The sequence below is a fragment of the uncultured Tessaracoccus sp. genome (assembly GCF_947286155.1).
GTDB lineage: Bacteria > Actinomycetota > Actinomycetes > Propionibacteriales > Propionibacteriaceae > Arachnia.
In genome coordinates, this window is sequence record NZ_CAMYPD010000004.1 from 16,723 (window position 1) to 33,761 (window position 17,039).

Genomic DNA, 17,039 nt, shown 5'->3' on the forward strand with positions numbered 1-17,039 from the left:
AGTGTACGCGGCAGCCTCCTCAGGGCTTATCGGGGTGCTCCACCGTCGGAGCCTGCACGTCGATCGATTCGCCGTCGAACGTCACCTTCGACAACCACAGTTGGCGCCCGCTTACTTCGTCGCCGACCTCACCCGGAACCCAAGCGTGGTAGGCGATCCACCACTGACCATTGGCTTCGACAAACTGGCAGTGGCCAGGGCCGGCCGCGACGTCGTTGGCCATCATCACCGGCTCCGGATCCTTGCGCCACGTCCCATCCGGAGCATCCGCGACGGCGTGCCCCATCGCGTAGTCCTCCGAGCCGTAGTCATTCGCGGAGTACAGCATGTGGAACACACCGTCGACCTCGACCACCGCAGGCCCCTCGACCAGGTTGCCTTCCCAGTCTTCCGTCTGCTTGAAGAGGTTCTTCGTTTCGCCCTCTATCCTTTGGCCGTCGTCGGACAGCTTGGCTACCTTGATCCAGGTATCGACGCCGATGGCGTTGCCGTCGTTCTTCCAGAACAGCCATTTGGACCCATCAGAGGCGATGAACGGCGAAGCATCGATAGAACCGCCCTCCTCGACTTCACAGATGATGGGTTCCTCGGAAGTGTCTTCGTACGGCCCTGCGGCTTGCTCCGACGTGGCAACTCCGATGCACTGCCACTGCGGGTCTGGCGCCTTGGTGGTGTAGTACATGCGGTAGGTGCCGTCGTCCCACTCGATGGCCTCGGGGGCCCAGACTTTGCCCGCGCTCGTCCACGAGGCCAATGTGGGCATGGCGTCGACCGACTGCGACCAGTCGACCATGTCCGGGCTGGTGAGCACCTGGACGTTCATACCGTTGCCGTTGGTGGCGATGGCGATATACCCGTCGTCGGTATTCAAGATCTGCGGATCCGGAAAATTGTGCGCGTAGACCGGGTTCGTGAATCCCATCTGCTCTTCCTTAGCTGTCTGTGCTAACGACTCGCTCGCTTGCGGTGTGACCGGGGAGCCTTCAGCACTGCCGTCCGCCCCACAGCCTGCAAGGACGAGTGCGGCGACGGCAGCGACCGTCAGGAGTTTGCGCATCATTCGTCCTCCGGCCAGGTGGCCTCGGACATCGAGACCCAGTGGAACTCCGCGGCGGCCTCGGGCTGGGCGCCGCCACCGGCGTGGAGGCCCACGAGCGGCGAGGTGCCCTCGTCGAGCACCCAAGTGGCGCCCCAGATCCAGGTCTCGCCGCCGTCGCGGCTGATCGCGGAGCGGTACAGGTGCTCACCTGCATCGTTCATGTGGTGCGCGAGCCGCATGCGCATCGTGGGGGCAGTGGGACCGACGATCGCTCCGCCGAAGATGGTGCGGTCGTCGTCCTCGGCCACCCGGTGCTCCCGGCCGAACTCGACCGTACGGGTGCCCCAGATCGCCACGGCGGACAGTCGGGCGAAGTCATCGTCGTCGTTGTAAGCGATGAGGCCGGCCTGCTGGTGGTTGCGGACGTCGTCCTCGCCGAGATCGAGCGTGAACTCGGTCTCGATGATCCAGTCGCCCTCGCCAGCCTCGGTAAGCAGCAGCGGGGCGGAGTTGTTGGCCTCGGCGAGATCCACGGCGCGCAGCGGCCAGTGCAGGCTGCCGTCGCGCACCTCGACTGCCTCGTCCTCGCGGACCCACTGCCAGCGATCCGAGACGCCGCACGTGAAGTCCTCCCGCCACAGCTCGGCGGTGGGCTCGGGCTGCGGGGCGAGCTCCGTGGGCTCGACGGCGGGCTTGGCCACCTTCACGTTGTCGACGAGCCCGGCACCCTTGATGGACAGCGGACGCGCCTCGCGCTTGAGGTTCTTGGCCGTGAGGCTCACGTGCGAGCTGGCATTGGACTGCCCGCCCTCGCTGACCTCAGCCACCACTTCGTCGCCGCGCACGGTGACCGTGACGCGTCGCCAGCCGTCGGTGGCGCGCAGGGCGGTCTCGCCGTGGTCGCCTCGGGCCTTCACGCGGAAGTTCTCCGACGTCGGGTCCAGCGTCGCGGTGAGGCCATGGCCGAGATCCAGGGTCACGGCATCGTCGCCCAGCAGGACGTCGACACTCACTCGCACATCACCCGCAGGAAGATCCGTGGTGGAGCGGGCGTTGCCCTTGACCACACCGACGTCGCCACCTGCGGGATCGCTGCCCGCGGCCATGTTGCGGAAGCCGTCCGCGGGAGCCCACGGCGTCGCGTCCAGGAGCGACGCGGTCACGGGTGCGGTCTGCGGGCCCTCGCTCGGGCCGCGGCCGGCGCGCACCTCGGGCCAGCCGTCGATCCAGTCGACGGGATCGATGAGCATCGGCCGGCGGTTGATGCCGTACGGCTCGGTCAGCCACGGCTCGTCTCGGTCGATCGCGTGGTAGACGATCCAGTCCTTGCCGGACGCGTCCGTCATCATCGCGTGGTGTCCGGCGCCGATCCAACGGTTGCCGTTTTGCGTGAGCAACACGGAACCGCCGGTGACGGAGGCGGTCATGTCGAGTCCTTCCTTGTCCAGGAACGGTCCCCGAGGGGAACGCGAGCGCCCGACGAACACCGAGTACCCCGTCGAGGGTCCGGCGCAGCAGTTGGCGCTCGATCCGGTGAGGTAGTACCAGCCGTCACGATGCGTCACGTAGGCGGCCTCGTACCGGTCCCAGGCACCGACGAGGTTCGACTCCCCCACCGTCTGCAGGCCGGTGTGATCCAGCTCGATGACATGCATGCCACCGAAGTAGTTGCCCCAATAGAGGTAGTTCCTGCCTTCGGTGTCGGTGAAGCCCGCGGGGTCGATCGTGTTGAGGAATCGTCCGTCGTCACCCTGGCTGGGGGCGATGAGTGGCTCCTCCGTGGGCGTCCACGGTCCCGCCGGCGAGTCAGCCGTGGCCACGCCGATGGCGGGGTCCCAGTCGTCGGTGTTCAGGGTGGTGTCCGTGACGGTGAAGTACATGACGTACTGACCGTCGATGTAACGCACGTCGGGCGCCCACAGACCAGCGCTCGACGTCGCCCAGCTCGGTCGGTTGCTCTCGGTGAAGATGGGCCCGAGGTACTCCCACTCGATCCAGTCACGGGTGCGCGCGATGTGACCGATCCCCGGCGGGTCTCCCGCACGCAGCGGGTCGGCCGTCGCGTAGGCGTAGGTCCAGCCGTCCTGGGCATCAATGACCGCAGGGTCCGCGTAAGTGTCCGCGAACGGCTGGGACACGGCGTTGGTGTACGTCCCCGGTTCGGCACCGGGGGTGTCGGCGTGTGCGATGGAACCGGCGATGCCGAGCATCAGCGCTGCGGCGGAGGCTCCGATTCGGTGGTTGATGCGTCGCATGGGGGTCTCCTTTCGGCGACGGTCAGCCCTTCAGGCCGGACGTGGCGACGCCTTCGATGATGTAGCGCTGCAGAATGGTGTAAATAATGAGGACGGGCACGGCCGCCAAGCACGCGCCAGCCATGATGACCGGGTAGTCGATGGTGTAGGCGCCCTGCAGCCGCGACAAGCCGATAGGCAGCGTCAGCATCTCGTCGCTGAACATGACGTAGAGCGGCCAGACGAAGTCGTTCCAGTTCGCCAAGAAGCTCAGAATGAACAGCGTCAGGGCTGCTCCCCGAACGTTTGGCAACATCACACTAAAGAACGTTCGGAACGGACCGGCACCATCAATACGGGCAGACTCTTCGAGTTCCTTGGGTACCGCCAGGAAGAACTGGCGCATAAAGAACACACCAAACGCTCCGGCAGCTCCAGGCACGATGAGAGCCTGCAAGCTGTCGAGCCATGCGAGTTTGCTCATCAGCTCGAAGTTCGGCATCAAGAATACGAACCCCGGCACAAACATGGTGAGCAGGATGAACCCGAACAGTACGTTCTTGCCCGGCAAGTACAGGCGCGCCAAGGCGTAGCCAGCCATGGACGCGACGGCAACCACCAGCGTGGCGTGTAGCGTCGCGGCGATCAGCGAGTTCGCGAACCAGCGAAACACGGGCGACGAGGCATCTTCGAAAAAGAGCCGGTAGTACGCCCGGAGCGTCCACTGTTCGGGGACGATCGTCGGCGGCATCGCGCGACCCTCGAGCGCCGTCTTGAAGCTGGTGAGGATCATCATCACGATGGGCGCGAAAAAGATGAACGCCAACAGCACGATCATGATCCAGAACAGGATCTTGGAAATGGTGCGACTCATGCGACGCTCCCCCGCTTCTGCTTGGCCAAGAATGCCTTCTCAGCTGCCTTGGCCTGCTTCCTCTCCCGCGCAGCGTCCTTGTCTCGCACGAGCCAGAAGTTGATGACAGAGATAATCGCCAAGAAGATGGCCAGAATGTAGCTTTGCGCGGCTGCAGCACCGGCGCGCCCCTGGTTGAAGCCGAGGTCGGTCATGACCATGATGGCTGTCCTCGTCGATTCAGCCGGGCCACCATTGGTGATCATGTAAGCCTGGCCGAACATGTTGGCACTGGCCAGCGTCGTGGTGATGAGCACGAAGATGAGCACTGGCCGCAACCCAGGGATGGTGATGTGGACGAAACGCTTCCAGGCGGTAGCACCGTCGAGTTCTGCAGCCTCGTACTGGGCCTTGGGGATCTCGGCAAGGCCGGCCATGTAGATGACGGCGTTAAACCCCACCGTCCACCACACTGTGACGCCGACGAGAGAAATCCATGCCCACGGCTGGTCGGTCGTCCACTGGATCTCGACTCCGAGTAGGGCGTTGACCAGACCGAAGTTGCCGTCGAGCAGGTAACTCCACAGCACACCGATCACAGAGACGCCCAGGACGTACGGGGCGAAGAACGCCGCCCGGAAGAACGTGCGTCCGGGGAACTTTCGGTGGAGCAGCAGCGCCAGCCCCAGCGGAACGGTAAGGAGGAACGGAACGCTGATCACCGTGAAGATCAGCGTATTCTTCATGCCGTTCCAAAACGGCTGCGCCGTGAGCGACTCTCCGTCGAAGAGATCAGCGTAGTTTTGCAGACCAACGAAGGGGCGGCCAGGCAAGCTGAAGTCCCACTCGTGCAACGAGATCCACAGGCCGTAAATAGCCGGCACGATGATGAACATCGTGAACAGCACCAGATACGGCGCGAGGAAAGCAATTGCCACCCAGGGCGAACCGTGTACCCGGCTCGCCCTGGGATGCTTCGATCGGGATCGAGACATTAGCCTTCGTACTTCTTCCGGTTCGCCTCAAGGAGCTTGTTCGCACGGCTCACCGACGCATCCAGCTCCGACTTCAAATCCTTGCCACCAAGCATCACGTTGTTGAGCGCCTTGTCGAACTCGGCGCCAACGTCGCCAATGCCTGGGATGGTGGGCGGGAAGTGCAGCACATCGATCTGCTCGGCGAACTTCGGCTGGTGTTCGAGCTTCTTGAACTCTTCGGACTCACGCACCTCGTTACGGGCAGGCACCTGGCCGCCCTTCGCCCATTCGACGGACTGTTCGGAGACGTAGTTCAAGAACACACGCGAAGCCTGCTGCTTATTCTCATCTGGCTTGTTCTGCACGGGCAGCGCCATCTGGTGGGAGCTCGACCACGCGGCATCCTGACCGCCGATGTTCGGGAGTCGGACCACGTCCCACTCCAGGTCTTTCTTCTCGCCGAGAGTGTTGATCGCCCAGATGCCGTTCCAGTTGAAGGCGCACTCGCCGTTTTGCAGAGCAATGAAGTCGGCGTCTTGGGCTACCTTCGACGGGCTGTGCCCATCCTTCACAAGGCCTAGCCACCACTCGAACGCCTTCACTGCCTCGGGCGAGTTCCACGTCGCCTCCGTGGCGTCGTCGTTGTACATGGAGCCGCCGAACTGGTAGATGAGCGATTGCATCGACTGGCCACCCGTGAACAAGTGCGGACTTGCCCAGTGACCCTTGATGCCCTTGCCCTTCAGTTTGTCGAGCGCGTCCATGTAGGCGTCGAAGGTCATTGGCGGCTGCTCGGGGTCGAGTCCGACCTTCTCCATGACGGCCTTGTTGTAGAAGAACCCGAGCGGGTGCACATCGAGCGGCAGTGCGTAGCGCTTGTCTTTGTAGATACCTGCTTGCCAAGGAACCTCAGCGAAGTCGTCGCCCTTGAGATCGAGTGCCTTCGCGACGTCGTCGAGCGGCTGGATCACGTTTCTAGCAGCGTTCGTAGCGACGGAGTCGACGTGCATCACACAGATGTCGGGGCCCTTACCAGAAGACACCGCGGTGGGAAGCTTCGTGTAGAAGTCAGACCACTGCATGGTGTTGAACTCAACCTTGATGTTGTCGTGCTCTTTGTGGAATGCGTCGACAATCTTCTTCATGTAGGCGCCGTCACCGCCGGTGAACCCGTTCCAGAACGCGAGCGTGACAGCGGGGCCGTCGTATCCGCCCTTGCCGCCGTCGCCGCTGGCTTCGTTATTGCCGCCGCCTTGGTCCGTCGCAGATTTACCGCCGCCACAAGCGGAGAGCCCACCGAGAGCGAGCGCGCCGGCAGAGACGCCAAGCAGGTTTCGTCGAGACATGGTTCGCATGATGTGTTTCCTTTCGGTTCTCAGCGTTGAGAGGTTTGTAGTCGGATGCAGTGCCAGGACACCGCCGGAAGATCCGCCGTGAGGCATCCGCCTTCGACGCGCGCCTCACCCATGCGGGGCTGCACCGCGTCGGGATGCTCCTGGTCGTTGACGATGCTGTGGTCATCTTCGTGAAGGAGCAGATGCTCCACGAGTGTGACGTCACCTAGTGCGGAGAAGTCGAGATTCAGCTCGCAGGCATCGTCGAGGCTCCGGTTCACGACGAAGAGTGCAAGCTCGCCATCGTCGTCGAGCGTGGCGGTTGCCCAGAGCTGCGGAACCTCGCCGTATGCCGGGGTGTCGATGATGGGCGACTCCATCGCGATGTCGAGCACCGTGCCCTTGGCGTACTTACTCGTGAGCGCGAACGGGTAGAAGATGGTCTGCCGCCACGCGGGACCGCCCGGCTCGGAGCGAATGGGTGCGATGATGTTGGCGAGCTGCGCCTGACAAGCCATACCTACGTCACGGCTGCGGTTCACGAGCGTGATGAGGAACGACCCGACGACCACCGCGTCGAGCACGGAGTATGTGTCTTCGATGAGGCGCGGGGCGTGCTGGATCTCGATGGAGTTCTCGCCGCCGAAGCGCGACTGGTACCAGACGTTCCATTCGTCGAAGCTCACCGTGATGCGCTTGGTGGACTGCTTCACCGCAGCAACGTGGTCAGCAGTAGCACGAACGGATGCGATGAAACGATCCATGTCTTCCGCGGCACACAGGAAGCTCACCACGTCGCCTTCAATGGGCTCGTAGTAGGCGTGTGCGCTGATGTTTGAGACGTAGTCGAAGGTGTGTTCGAGCACTTCTCGTTCCCAGGTGCCGAAGGTTGGCATCTGACGATTGGACGATCCACAGGCGACGAGTTCGAGAGTGTCGTCGAAGCGGTGGAAGACGTTGGCCACTTCCTGGCTGAGCCTCGCGTATTCGTGGGCTGTCTTGTGACCTACCTGCCACGGGCCATCCATTTCGTTGCCCAGGCACCATATGCCAACGTTCCACGGCCGCTCGTATCCGTGGGCGACACGACGGTCGGCAAGCTCAGTACCTTGCTCTCCATTGACGTACTCGAGATATTCCATGGCTTCGGCCATGCCGCGTGAACCGAGGTTCACCGCCAGCATGGGCTCGATGCCCATGCGCTCGCACCACGCAAGGAACTCGTTGGTGCCCACCTCATTGGGCTCGATGGAGCGCCAACCGTAGTCAAGGCGGGTGGGGCGCTCTTCCTTCGGCCCTACGCCGTCTTCCCAACGGTAGCCCGAGACGAAGTTTCCGCCCGGATAACGAACGAGAGTGACTCCCATTTCTCGCACCAACTCGGCGACGTCCTTACGGAACCCGTGTTCGTCGGCCGATGGGTGGTCTGGCTCAAAAATTCCTGTGTAAACGCACCGCCCCATGTGCTCGACAAACGACCCGAATACGCGTGGGTTCACTGGCCCGTGATGCCAAGCCGGATGAATCACGGCGTTCGCCTTGCCCATATAAAGCCACTCCTTCGTGCTTCGCAACTCTGCGGTTACAACGGGAGCAAATCCCGGATGCACGCAATATTACAACGGAGGTAAACTCGGCACAAGAGGGCATCATGAATGTTCACAAAGCAGTGGACTAGGCCCTTGTCAGGCACAAGAATGAGTCAGAATAGGATTGGTCGCATGGCGGTCAGGCTGCAAGATGTCGCCCGGGAAGCCGGGGTCTCGATTAAGACGGTGTCGAACGTCGTGAACAACCGTCCCGTGGTGCGCCCAGCCACCCGGGAACGCGTCGAGGCGGCTATCGAAGCGCTCGGGTATCGCCCCAACGCTACTGCCCGACAACTGCGATACGGACGCTCGGGGTTCCTGGCGCTCGTCGTGCCCCAGATCGATTCACCCTATTTCTCCACGCTTGCCAGCGCATTTACTCAGAAGGCACTCCAGCGGGGGTGGGTCACGCTGTTGGAATCGACGCAGGGTTCCCGTGAAGCTGAACTCGCGGTACTCGCCGGTCAGCAAAGCCACCTCGTGGACGGCATCGCTTTCTCCCCACTGTCGCTCTCACCCGCCGATGTCCGCCACCGCACAGATGCCACACCGATGGTGTTGCTCGGCGAGCGAGGCATCCCCGACGGGTTCCCCCACGTGGCCGTCGACTCGGTCGCGGCGGCGAACGCCGTCGTCGCACACCTCATTCAAGCAGGGCGAGAAAGGATCGCCGCGATCGGTGTGGAATCGGTGCAAGGGACGGCGTCAGTTCGTCTCGCTGGCTACCGTTCCGCCCTCGCTACGGCCGGACTCCCCGAACGTCCGGAGTACATCGTAGGGGTCAGCGAATACACCCGCAGCGCCGGGCGCGACGCCATGGCCGAACTCTTGCGCCTCCCAGAACCGCCCGATGCAGTGTTTTGTTTCAACGACGTCATGGCGATCGGCGCGCTCAGGGCCTGCGCAGAGGCGGGCGTCGATGTGCCGTCGCAGGTGGCAATAGCGGGCTTCGACGACATTCCTGAAGGAGAATTTAGCACGCCATCGCTCACCACGGTGCGCCCCGACTTGGACACGTTGGTGGACGGAATCCTCGACAACCTCCTCGGACAAATTCAAGGACACGAAGAGCAACTCGCCACGCTCATTGGCTGGGAGCTCGTCGTGAGAGAGAGCGCTCCTGCTTGAGCTAGCCGAAGGACACGGGTCCGCGATTCGCACGCGATGACCTACAGATGTGGTGAAGAACGATGAGGTCCTCGAACAGCTTCGCGCATTCAACGCTGCTCGAGACGGGAACCAGTTTCATAGCCCTGAGAACTTGGCAAAATCCATTGCGATCGAGGCGGGAGAACTGCTCGAGTGTTTCCAGTGGAGAGCCCCAAGCGATTACTCCGCAATCCGATTGGAACTCGCTGACGTGCTTTCCTACGCCTATCAACTAGCCGATGCTCTCTCTGAGGATCCGGGCGAGCTTGTGCTGGAAAAGCTCGCCATCACAGACCAGAAATACCCCGTGGATAAGGCGTACGGAAGATCGGACAAGTATGACCAGCTTTAGCATTCGCCGCTTCAGCTTCGACGACACGTGGCGCGCAGATCCAGTTCGAGAACAGAAACTCAGCAATTGGCCTGCGGTGTATGTACTACATGATGGGGCGCATCGCTGCAATGGGCAGGTGTACATCGGCGAAACGCTGAATCTGAGCAGCCGCATGCGTCAGCATCTCGATTCGTCCGAGAAAGAATCACTGACTGGCGTAGAAGTTATCCTTGATGAGACCTTCAACAAATCCGTCTGCCTCGACTTGGAATCTCATCTCATCAAACTTGCAGCCGGCGATGGGTCGCGAGCCGTGCTCAACCGCAACGACAGAGTGGTCGACGCTGATTACTATGAGCGCCCCCGTTACCGACAGGTTTTCAACTCGATCTTCGAAGAGCTGAGACAACTAGGGCTGTTCGAACGCACCATTCCGGAGATCATCAACTCTGCACTCTTTAAGCTTTCCCCATTCAAGTCGCTCACCCACGACCAAGCTGCAGCCGTAGAAGACATTTTGGAGGGACTCAGCGCTGACCTCCAGAGTCACACCCACCCTCGCAGCGTGGCAGTGATCCAGGGAGAACCTGGCACTGGGAAAACGGTCGTGGGAATCTATCTGATGAAACTCATGGTGGATCTCGCACACGCACGCGATGCAGACAGCGTCGACCGCGACACCATGTTTTCAGAGTTCTTTCTACCCGGTCACAGGTAAGCCTTCGAAGGTTTGCGCGTAGGCCTCGTCGTGCCCCAACAGTCACTGCGGAAATCCATCAAGGCTGTATTCGCGAACATCCCCGGACTCACCCCGTCAATGGGGCTCTTCACAGATGAGGGTGGGTGGTCAGCCGGTGATGGTGTCGGCGATAGCTGGGATGTTGGGCGTGGCGCGGTGATGTGAGGGGGCCCTGGGTTGCTTGGATGAAGGTGTCTAGTCACCACCCAAGAACCCAGGGACCCTGATGCGAAACGCTACCCCACCATGTCTGGATTCGTACTGCCGACTCGACCGACTCGGACTCACCGTCATGGATCAGATCGTGCATCCGGACCACTCTGTGCTGGTCTGCGCCCCAACAACGCCAGCAGGTCCGTGCCCGACGTGCGCCGGTCCCGGGGCCCGGCATGACACGGTGGTGCGGAAGTTGGCGCACGTGCCCTTCGGTTGGAAACCCACGATCCTGCAAATCCTGGTCCCCCGGGTACCGATGCAGGCCATGTGGTCGCATGTGGCGCCACGACCTCCGCGCGGCGGCGCCGACCAGAGGGAAGCTGTCTCGGGACGCGGTCACGTTGGCGGTGAAGCACATCGTGATCGACCGACTCTCGATCGCCAGGATCGCCGCGATCCTCGGGGTCGCGTGGAGCACCTGCAGCGACGCGAACCTCGCCGCCGCCGAGGAGTTGTTTTTCAACGATCCCACCCGACTCGACGAGGTCACCACGATCGGTGTCGACGAGCACGTGTGGCGCCGCACCCGCTTCGGCGCAACGTTCGTGACCGTGGTCATCGGCTTGACCCCGACAAGGACCAACACCGGCACTTCCCGGCTCTTGGCGGTCGTGGACACCCGCTCTACGGGATCCGCCGCATCGCACGGATCCGCGTCGCGCTGCTGACGAAGAAGCAGTGGTTCCGGCTGCTGAACGTCTTCGACCAGGAATGCCACACCCCGCTCGCGGTTAGCTGGGAGGCCAACCAACGCATCATCGACGCCTATCGGGCTCCCACCACCGTCGAGGGCAAACAGATCATGACCGCCCTCATCGACACACTCAAGTCCGGGATGCCAGCAGCGCTCGAGAAGATCCCCACACTGGGCCGAACCCTCTACCGACGACGCAACGACATCCCCTCCTTCTTCGACCACCCCGGCACCAGCAACGGCCCCACCGAAGCACCCAACGCCCTGATAGAACACCTCCCCGGCACCGCCAGAGGCTTCCGGAACCTCACCAACTACACCGCGCGCTGCCTACTCGACGCCGGCGGATTCAGACCCCTCATCCACTCTCTTCTATGAAGAGCCACTAAAGAGCTGATCAGCCCCCGCTACCGGGGGCCGTGACCCCAGGCGCCCCGGACTTCGAAGAACCGGGGCGCTCGTTCATGTCTGGAGTGTCAGCGTGAACGTTGACTGCGGGAGAAGTCCGCGACGGACCGCTTCGGTGCCGACGATGCCGTCTGTGGTGCGCTTGAGCGTCCACCACGTCGTCCACGAGTACGTGACCCACGCCCGGCGGAGGCTGGCTGCTCCTGTTGCGGACGACCCTGGTCGCGACCATTGCGCTGTCGGCCCCCACCCGACGGGCGCGAGGGCTGCTGCTGCGGGCGATGCATGCCCGAACGCTCGGCCGCTTCGTCCGCCGCCAAGAAGACGCGCTCGCCCGGGGCGAGCTCGGCGAGGATCGAGCTGGAGGATGTGGCTTCGTTGAACGTCGCGGAGATCTTGGCCTGACGCAGCAAGGTACGGACCTCGCCGCGCTGCGCCGGGGTCTCGAGCGTCACGACGGTGCCCGAGGCACCCGCGCGGTCGGTACGGCCCGATCGGTGCAGGTACGTCTTGTGCTCGGCCGGCGGGTCGGCGTGGATCACGAGTGCGACATCGTCGACGTGGATGCCACGGGCTGCGATGTCGGTCGCCACCAGCGTCGAGACGCGACCGCCGTGGAAGGCCTCCATGTTGCGTGTCCGCGCGTTCTGGCTGAGGTTGCCGTGCAGGTCGACGGCGGCGATGCCCATGCCTATGAGCTGCTTGGCGAGCTTCTTCGCGCCGTGCTTGGTGCGGGTGAGGATGATGGTGTTGCCGGGTGCGGCCGAGAGCTGTGCCAGCACGTTGGTGCGCTGGTCGGGTGCGATCCGCAGCACATGGTGCTTCATCGTCCCGACGGGCGACAGCTCGGAGTCTGCCTCGTGCTTGACCGGATCGTGCAGGAACTCGCTCGCGAGGGTGGCCACGCCGGCGTCCAGCGTCGCAGAGAACAGCATGCGCTGGCCGCGCTCGGGCGTCGCCTTGACGATGCGACGCACGCCGGGCAGGAAGCCCATGTCCGCTATGTGGTCGGCCTCGTCGACGACGGTGATGTCGATCGCGGACAGATCCACGATTCCCTGGCCCATCAGGTCTAGCAGGCGACCCGAGGCAAGACTGGGCGGGCCATTGTCTTCGACAGTAGCAGCGTCGACGCCGGAACCTCGAATCATGGCCCACCCCTGTCTCAGAGGATGCGTCCGAACCGATCGGGCGTCACCTCGCCGTCGACGAGCGCCAACCCCCCGCCGAGGATGACGTGCGAAACCCCCGTCGCGAGCTGCTTCGGGTCCTCGAAGGTGGCATGCTCGCGGACGTTGGCGGCGTCGAGGACGACCACGTCAGCGATGTTGCCGACGTCCAGCACGCCCCTGTCGTCGAGGCCCAATCGTGACGCCGGCAGAGACGTCATCTTGCGGATTGCTTCCTGCAACGTCAGGAGTCCCTCGTCTCGGACGTAGCGTTCCAAGACGCGCACGAACGTGCCGAAGGAGCGGGGGTGTGGCCGACCGGCACCTTCCGTGGTGAGCACCCAGCCGTCACTGGCGACGGAGACCAGTGGGTGGGCGAGCACCGTGCGCACGTCGTCCTCACTCATGGCGTGGTTGACGATGGCGACGGTGGCGCTGTGCGCCCCCAGCACGCGCATGGCGGCTTCCTCAGGGGTGCAGTCGTCGTGCTCGGCGATGTCGACCAGCGACATTCCGACGGTCCAGCCCATCGAAGTGTCACTCGTCGGACGGCCAAGTTCGGCGATGACGACACCGGCCGGGTCGACGTCGCGACCGAACCGCGCAGCGAGTGTCGTGGCGATCTCGCGGCGCACGCTCGCGTCCCGCAGCCGTTCGAGCAGGGCTGGCTTGCCGCCGGACAGCGCCCAGCCGGGCAACCGCGACGTCAACGTCGTGCTGGATGCGGTGTAGGGATATACGTCGGCCATGACGTCCACGCCCCGCTCGCGGGCCGCCTCGATCATCTCGAGCGCTTGTCGGGGCTTGCCGTGGTTCTCCGGCCCCATGGCCTTCAGGTGGGAGATCTCGAGTCGCGCACCGGTCGCCTCGGCCACGCCGAGCGCCTCATCAACCGCCTCGAGCACGGCGCCGGTCTCGTTGCGCATGTGCGTGGAGTACAGCAGCCCTGCCTCGGCTGCCGCGCCGACGAGCGCCCGCATTTCCTGCTCGGAGGAGTAGGAGCCGGGAGCGTAGATGAGCCCCGATGAGAAGCCTCGAGCTCCCTGCTCCGCCGCTCGCCGGATCTCGTCGCGCATGGCGTCGAGCTCCTGCGGGCTCGCCGGTCGTTCCTCGAACCCGACGACGAAGCTGCGGATGGACGTCAGCCCCACCTGGAGTGCAAGGTTGATGCCCGGGCCGATGCCGCTCGTCACGTCGCGATAGCCGGCGAGATCCTGCCACTCCCCCGCGAACCGGGGATCGAGGTGCGAGTGGTTCGTCGCGACGACATCCACGGACTTGGCAGGAAACGGTGTCGATCCGCAGTTGCCGGCCAACGCCGTCGTGACTCCTTGATGAAGCTGCGTCTCCGCCGCTGGGGCACCGTGGATGGTGAAGTCCGCGTGCGAATGGAGGTCGATGAAGCCCGGGGTGACCGCACGCCCACCCGCGTCGATGACGGTCGCAGCCTCGGTGGGTGCATCCTCACCGTCGCGCCAAACAGCGGCGATGCGCTCGCCGTCGACGGCCAGGCCACCGAAGTACGGCTCGCTGCCAGTGCCGTCGACGATCGTCGCGTTCTTGATCAGCAGGTCCATGTCACATCGCCTCCACGAACAGGATTGCCGCGTACAGGATCGTCGCGGGGATCAACAGCAGCCAGCCGCCGATGAGCATGTTGCGAAGATTCTTGGAGCGAGCCATGCCCATGACGCCGATCATGTTGCCATTGGGGAAGGGGCCGTAGGTGTCCGCCTTCGACGCGAACAGGAGCACAACCACCCAAGCGCCGGCCGAGACACCCATTGTCGTGGCGAGCGGCCCGAACACCTCGTTGAGGAGGACGACCTGGGCGGCGGTGGCGCCCGGGATGCCGACCCAGCCGAGCAGTGCGATCAGGATCGTGAACAGGAACCGGCTGCCGGAGGCGAGGCCCTCGCCGTACGTCTCGAGGATCACGTCGAACGGTGCGAGGGTGTCGATCATGATGAACAGCGCGGCGAGCATCCAGAACAGGATGAAGATGCTGACCAGCGACGCGCAGCCCTTGTAGAAGTGCTTGAGGATGTCGGTCAGGCCCAGTCCGCCGGCCAGGCCGGTGACGAGGCCGAGGAATGGCAGCGCCAGCAGCGGGAACGTCGTGCCGGCCTCCATCCACGTCGCGTAGACGACGGAGGCAACGAGCGCGAGGAGGAACACCGCAGTCGAGCGGCCGGCGTTCTTCGGGATCTCGACGTCGTCTGCCAGCCCGATCTCCGCGTCAGTGTAGTAGTCGTCGTGCTTGGCGGACAGTCGCTGGATGAACAGCACGACCGGGTACCCCAGCAGCATGGAGAGGATTGCGATGGGCCCGGCGCCGTACTGCAGATACTGCAGATAGGAGACGTTGGCGGCCTCCATGATTGCGACATTGGAGCCCGCGAAGGGGGCGACGGCGAGGCCCGAGGCGCCGCCGATGAACATCATCATAGCGGTGGCGGACTTCGTGAACTTCATCCGTGCCGCAATGGGCAGGAGGATGGGCGAGGCGATCGCGATGGCACCGGCGAGGGTGCCGAGGCTCGCAACCAGCACGACGCAGGAGGTCATGATGCCGTAGGCGATGGCCCAGCGTCGCTTGTCGCCGAAGACGCGCATCACGCCACGGACGATCGTCTTTGCCACTCCCGTGACCTTGAGGATCTCGCCCACGCCGGCGCCCAGCATGATGATGAGGCCGATGACGGTGATCAGATCTGCCATCGAATCGCCGAGTACCTTGCCGATCTCGGCTGGCCCCAGCCCTGCGATGGTCACGCCGGAGGCGATCGCGATCACGGTGGCGACGACGATGTCCATGCCGAGCAGCGACAGCACTGCGTAGAGGATGATCGGCAACAGGCCCCACAGGGTTGGCCCTTCGCCGGTGGTGAAGCCTGCGTAGAGGGACAGCCCGATGCCGATGGCGGCGAGCACCCACAGCAGGGTCTGGCGGCCCTTGCTGAGCTCGACACCGTAGGCGTTGCTGTCCTCGGAGTCACCAGCTTGCGTGTCCTTGTCGTCTGTGGGGAGCGTTCGCTCGTCGACCTTCGCGGTCTCGTGCATGCTCATGATTGGTTCCTTCCTGGCAGGAGGCGTCGCTGGAACCGGTCAGGCCCCAGCCAGCGCCCCGTCGGGTTTGCGTCGCCGGTGATCACGGCGTCGCGGATGATGTCGGCGGTCACGGGTGCGAGGATCATTCCCCACATGCCGTGCCCTGCTGCGACGTGGAGATTGGGCAATGCCGACGACGTGCCGATGATGGGCAGTCCGTCGCTCGAGCACGGACGGTCGCCTGCCCAGCGCTCGATGACCTTGGCGGACCCGAGGACCGGCATGTGGCGCGCGGCGACCTCCAGGAGGTCGTCGGCACGGCTGAGGTCCTTCGGCCTTGACTCGTCGCCGAACTCCAGCGCCCCGGCGACGCGAACACGGTCCAGGATCGGCGTCACGACGACGCGGTGGTGTTGGAATCGGACGGGCATGCGCGGTGCGCCGTCGGGCACTTCCAGGTCGACGATGTAGCCACGACCGCCGCGGATGGGCAGCCGGATCCCCACCTGCGCGGCCAGCGCGATCCCGCCAAGACCAGTCGCGAGGATGACGTGGTCAGCCCGGATGATGTGCTGCTCGGTGTGAGCCTCGACCACGCGGCCGCCGTCGCTCGCGAGCTTCGTCACGCGCGTCGACTGTCGCAGATCAGCGCCGTGGCGTGCGGCGTCGTCGAGCATGGCCTTGATGTAGCCGCGCGGTCCGAGCGTCCACTCCTCCTGCTCGACCGTGCCAGCGCACGCGCCGACCACTGCAGGCTCGAGCTCGCTGACTGCGTCGCCGTCGATCAGTCCGGGCCGCGGGCTCTGGTGCGTGGTGTAGATGTTGAGCGCGCCCGTCTTCGTGAGGTGCGGCGAGAGCCCCGCGTCCGCGAGCTCCTGGTGCATGCGAACGCTGGTCCATGCCAATTGGCGCAACCGTTCGGAACCGCGCTTAGCGCGCGCCGGGGCTGCCGACAACATCAGACTGGTGAGGAAGGGAACCAGCGAGGGGTCCAGCCCGACGGTGACCGCAGGCGGGCGACGCAGCATCTGCTGGGGTGCTTCCAGCAGGAGCGCAGGAGTGGCGAGCGGTCCGACGTGGTCGGGCGCGAGGATGCCGGCATTGGCGTAGGAACAGCCGCCGCCGATGTCGTCGGCCGCGTCCACGACAACGACGTCGCGGCCGGCGCGGGCGAGCTGTTGGGCGATGCTGGCGCCCACGACGCCGGCGCCGACGACGAGGCAGTCGGCTTCCAAGGCATTGTGTCGAAGCAT

General features: G+C 64.1%; 13 protein-coding genes and 1 pseudogene. 4 read left to right on the forward strand and 10 right to left on the reverse strand.

Annotated elements, in window-relative coordinates; translation table 11 throughout:
• Window positions 1–19 precede the first annotated feature (19 nt).
• The 6 genes from Q0X68_RS01725 to Q0X68_RS01750 are packed head-to-tail and all read right to left on the reverse strand — an operon-like array spanning window position 20 to window position 7,984.
• Window positions 20–1,060, reverse strand: a complete 1,041-nt coding sequence (locus Q0X68_RS01725) for a glycoside hydrolase family 43 protein (protein ID WP_297746658.1) — start codon at window positions 1,058–1,060, stop codon at window positions 20–22.
• Window positions 1,057–3,294, reverse strand: a complete 2,238-nt coding sequence (locus tag Q0X68_RS01730; RefSeq protein ID WP_297746660.1) for a family 43 glycosylhydrolase — start codon at window positions 3,292–3,294, stop codon at window positions 1,057–1,059. Before Q0X68_RS01730 ends, Q0X68_RS01725 begins: the two co-directional genes overlap by 4 nt.
• A 22-nt stretch (window positions 3,295–3,316) precedes the next feature.
• Window positions 3,317–4,147 (reverse strand): carbohydrate ABC transporter permease, encoded by an 831-nt coding sequence (locus tag Q0X68_RS01735; RefSeq protein WP_297746663.1) that lies wholly within the window; start codon window positions 4,145–4,147, stop codon window positions 3,317–3,319.
• Window positions 4,144–5,064, reverse strand: coding sequence for a carbohydrate ABC transporter permease (locus tag Q0X68_RS01740; protein ID WP_297746666.1), 921 nt, complete (start codon window positions 5,062–5,064; stop codon window positions 4,144–4,146). Before Q0X68_RS01740 ends, Q0X68_RS01735 begins: the two co-directional genes overlap by 4 nt.
• A gap of 56 nt (window positions 5,065–5,120) precedes the next feature.
• Window positions 5,121–6,458 (reverse strand): ABC transporter substrate-binding protein, encoded by a 1,338-nt coding sequence (locus Q0X68_RS01745; RefSeq protein WP_297746668.1) that lies wholly within the window; start codon window positions 6,456–6,458, stop codon window positions 5,121–5,123.
• A 20-nt stretch (window positions 6,459–6,478) separates the two neighbouring features.
• Window positions 6,479–7,984: an alpha-N-arabinofuranosidase gene (locus tag Q0X68_RS01750; protein ID WP_297746670.1), complete on the reverse strand. Its 1,506-nt coding sequence runs from the start codon at window positions 7,982–7,984 to the stop codon at window positions 6,479–6,481.
• Window positions 7,985–8,158: 174 nt separating this feature from the next.
• Here Q0X68_RS01750 and Q0X68_RS01755 point away from each other — a divergent pair, with 174 nt between their 5' ends.
• From Q0X68_RS01755 to Q0X68_RS01770, 4 genes and pseudogenes are all read left to right on the forward strand, one after another.
• Window positions 8,159–9,154, forward strand: coding sequence for a LacI family DNA-binding transcriptional regulator (locus tag Q0X68_RS01755; RefSeq protein ID WP_297746672.1), 996 nt, complete (start codon window positions 8,159–8,161; stop codon window positions 9,152–9,154).
• 49 nt (window positions 9,155–9,203) lie between these two features.
• Window positions 9,204–9,527 (forward strand): nucleotide pyrophosphohydrolase, encoded by a 324-nt coding sequence (locus Q0X68_RS01760; RefSeq protein WP_297746674.1) that lies wholly within the window; start codon window positions 9,204–9,206, stop codon window positions 9,525–9,527.
• Window positions 9,514–10,227: a GIY-YIG nuclease family protein gene (locus Q0X68_RS01765; RefSeq protein ID WP_297746676.1), complete on the forward strand. Its 714-nt coding sequence runs from the start codon at window positions 9,514–9,516 to the stop codon at window positions 10,225–10,227. The genes Q0X68_RS01760 and Q0X68_RS01765 overlap by 14 nt, the downstream gene beginning before the upstream one ends.
• A gap of 247 nt (window positions 10,228–10,474) precedes the next feature.
• Window positions 10,475–11,536: pseudogene (locus Q0X68_RS01770) on the forward strand (transposase).
• 98 nt (window positions 11,537–11,634) lie between these two features.
• Here Q0X68_RS01770 and Q0X68_RS01775 read toward each other — a convergent pair.
• Genes Q0X68_RS01775 through Q0X68_RS01790 form a run of 4 tightly spaced genes read right to left on the reverse strand, consistent with a single transcriptional unit; the run spans window position 11,635 to window position 17,039 of the window.
• Window positions 11,635–12,717: a DEAD/DEAH box helicase gene (locus tag Q0X68_RS01775; RefSeq protein WP_297746679.1), complete on the reverse strand. Its 1,083-nt coding sequence runs from the start codon at window positions 12,715–12,717 to the stop codon at window positions 11,635–11,637.
• Window positions 12,718–12,731: 14 nt separating this feature from the next.
• Window positions 12,732–14,312: an amidohydrolase family protein gene (locus tag Q0X68_RS01780; protein WP_297746682.1), complete on the reverse strand. Its 1,581-nt coding sequence runs from the start codon at window positions 14,310–14,312 to the stop codon at window positions 12,732–12,734.
• 1 nt (window position 14,313) lies between these two features.
• The gene (locus Q0X68_RS01785; protein WP_297746685.1) at window positions 14,314–15,804 is read right to left on the reverse strand and encodes a Na+/H+ antiporter NhaC family protein; all 1,491 of its coding nucleotides are present in this window, start codon (window positions 15,802–15,804) and stop codon (window positions 14,314–14,316) included.
• Window positions 15,801–17,039 carry an FAD-binding oxidoreductase gene (locus tag Q0X68_RS01790; protein WP_297746688.1) on the reverse strand — a complete coding sequence of 413 codons (1,239 nt, stop codon included), beginning with the start codon at window positions 17,037–17,039 and terminating at the stop codon, window positions 15,801–15,803. The genes Q0X68_RS01785 and Q0X68_RS01790 overlap by 4 nt, the downstream gene beginning before the upstream one ends.

Coding starts and splice junctions, on each gene's coding strand:
- Q0X68_RS01725 (WP_297746658.1), bottom strand. CDS start 1,060: ATGATGCGCAAACTCCTGACGGTCGCTGCCGTCGCCGCACTCGTCCTT.
- Q0X68_RS01730 (WP_297746660.1), bottom strand. CDS start 3,294: ATGCGACGCATCAACCACCGAATCGGAGCCTCCGCCGCAGCGCTGATG.
- Q0X68_RS01735 (WP_297746663.1), bottom strand. CDS start 4,147: ATGAGTCGCACCATTTCCAAGATCCTGTTCTGGATCATGATCGTGCTG.
- Q0X68_RS01745 (WP_297746668.1), bottom strand. CDS start 6,458: ATGCGAACCATGTCTCGACGAAACCTGCTTGGCGTCTCTGCCGGCGCG.
- Q0X68_RS01750 (WP_297746670.1), bottom strand. CDS start 7,984: ATGGGCAAGGCGAACGCCGTGATTCATCCGGCTTGGCATCACGGGCCA.
- Q0X68_RS01755 (WP_297746672.1), top strand. CDS start 8,159: ATGGCGGTCAGGCTGCAAGATGTCGCCCGGGAAGCCGGGGTCTCGATT.
- Q0X68_RS01765 (WP_297746676.1), top strand. CDS start 9,514: ATGACCAGCTTTAGCATTCGCCGCTTCAGCTTCGACGACACGTGGCGC.
- Q0X68_RS01775 (WP_297746679.1), bottom strand. CDS start 12,717: ATGATTCGAGGTTCCGGCGTCGACGCTGCTACTGTCGAAGACAATGGC.
- Q0X68_RS01780 (WP_297746682.1), bottom strand. CDS start 14,312: ATGGACCTGCTGATCAAGAACGCGACGATCGTCGACGGCACTGGCAGC.
- Q0X68_RS01785 (WP_297746685.1), bottom strand. CDS start 15,804: ATGAGCATGCACGAGACCGCGAAGGTCGACGAGCGAACGCTCCCCACA.
- Q0X68_RS01790 (WP_297746688.1), bottom strand. CDS start 17,039: ATGCTTCGACACAATGCCTTGGAAGCCGACTGCCTCGTCGTCGGCGCC.